Source organism: Melissospora conviva, assembly GCF_049523535.1.
GTDB lineage: Bacteria > Actinomycetota > Actinomycetes > Mycobacteriales > Micromonosporaceae > Melissospora > Melissospora conviva.
The window spans coordinates 1-1,323 of record NZ_JBLLDT010000018.1; the positions used below are offsets into that span (position 1 = coordinate 1).

Annotated in this window: 2 protein-coding genes; both read left to right on the plus strand. The window is 66.7% G+C overall.

From position 1 onward, the window contains the following. Window positions 1-71: 71 nt before the first annotated feature. On the plus strand, window positions 72-383 hold the full coding sequence (locus tag ACK8GG_RS21260; protein ID WP_440357097.1) for a transposase: 312 nt from the start codon (window positions 72-74) through the stop codon (window positions 381-383). Then, window positions 380-1,276, plus strand: coding sequence for an IS3 family transposase (locus tag ACK8GG_RS21265; RefSeq protein ID WP_440357098.1), 897 nt, complete (start codon window positions 380-382; stop codon window positions 1,274-1,276). The genes ACK8GG_RS21260 and ACK8GG_RS21265 overlap by 4 nt, the downstream gene beginning before the upstream one ends. Window positions 1,277-1,323 lie beyond the last annotated feature (47 nt).

The following is a 1,323-nucleotide window of genomic DNA, read 5'->3' on the forward strand; positions in this document are numbered from 1 at the left end:
GTGGGCCTGCCCCGCTTTGACGGACATCCGAGATCAGGGGACCTGGGGTCTCCGGGAGGATGTCCATCATCATGGAGAGCATGGGGAAGAAGCGGCCGCGGCCTCGGCGTTCGTTCACGCCGGAGTTCAAGGCCGAGATCGTTGAGTTGTGCCAGCGCGGTGACCGCACGCTTCGACAGGTCAGCCAGGATTTCGACCTGACCGAGACCGCGGTGCGTGACTGGGTCAAGCAGGCCGACCTCGACACCGGCGCCCGCGCCGACGGGCTGACCAGCAGCGAACGAGACGAACTCGCGCAGCTGAGGCGGGAGAACCGCAGGCTGCGCGAGGACGTGGACATCCTCAAGCGGGCGACGGCTTTCTTCGCGAAGGAGACCCGGTGAACGTGTACCCGTTCATCGAGGCGGAGCAGGTCGGCAAGCACAACGTCAAGCGTGCGTGTGAGCTGCTCGAGGTCTCCAGGTCCGCCTACTACCAGCGCAAATCCGATGTCCAGTCCGTTCGCGGGCGCGTGGATGCCCAGCTCACCGAGAAGATCATCCAGATTCATGCGGTGTCGAGGGGCACCTACGGGGCACCACGGATCCACGCCGACCTCGCCGACGCCGGCATGCGGCACGGCCGTAAACGCGTCGCCCGGCTGATGCGCGCCGCTGAACTGGCCGGTAAGAGCCCTCGCCGGTGGCGGGCCACGACGATCCCCGACCCGAACGCCGGCAGACGCCCTGACCTGGTCGGGCGTGACTTCACCACCGATCCGGCCGCGGTCGATTCCCGTTGGTGCGGGGACATCACCTACATCAACACCTGGCAGGGCTGGCTCTACCTGGCCACCGTCATCGACCTGGCCTCACGCCGCATCGTCGGCTGGGCCCTCGCCGACCACCTCAAAACCGACCTAATCGACGCCGCTCTCACCGACGCCCTCGTGCGGCGCCGACCCCCATCTGGGCTGGTATTCCACTCGGATCGCGGCTGCCAATACACCAGCGCCCAGCACGCCCGCCTCGCGCACCGTCACGGCATCCGCCTGTCCGTCGGACGGCGCGGGCAGTGCTGGGACAACGCGGTCGCCGAATCGTTCTTCTCCACCATCAAGACAGAACTGCTGCACCGCCAGCCATGGCCCACCCATCAAGCAGCCCGCCAGGCCATATTCGAGTACATCGAAGGGTGGTACAACACCCGCCGCCGGCACTCGACCCTGGGCTACCTCAGCCCCGCCGCCTTCGAAGCCACCGCCCCGCACCTACTACCAACGGTCCAGGCAGCCTAACTAACATCGACACATCGACCCTGTCCGTCGAAACGGGTCAAGCCCAG

What these genes read in the sequence shown, in the direction of transcription:
- ACK8GG_RS21260 (WP_440357097.1), top strand. Translation starts at nt 72, where the DNA reads ATGGAGAGCATGGGGAAGAAGCGGCCGCGGCCTCGGCGTTCGTTCACG.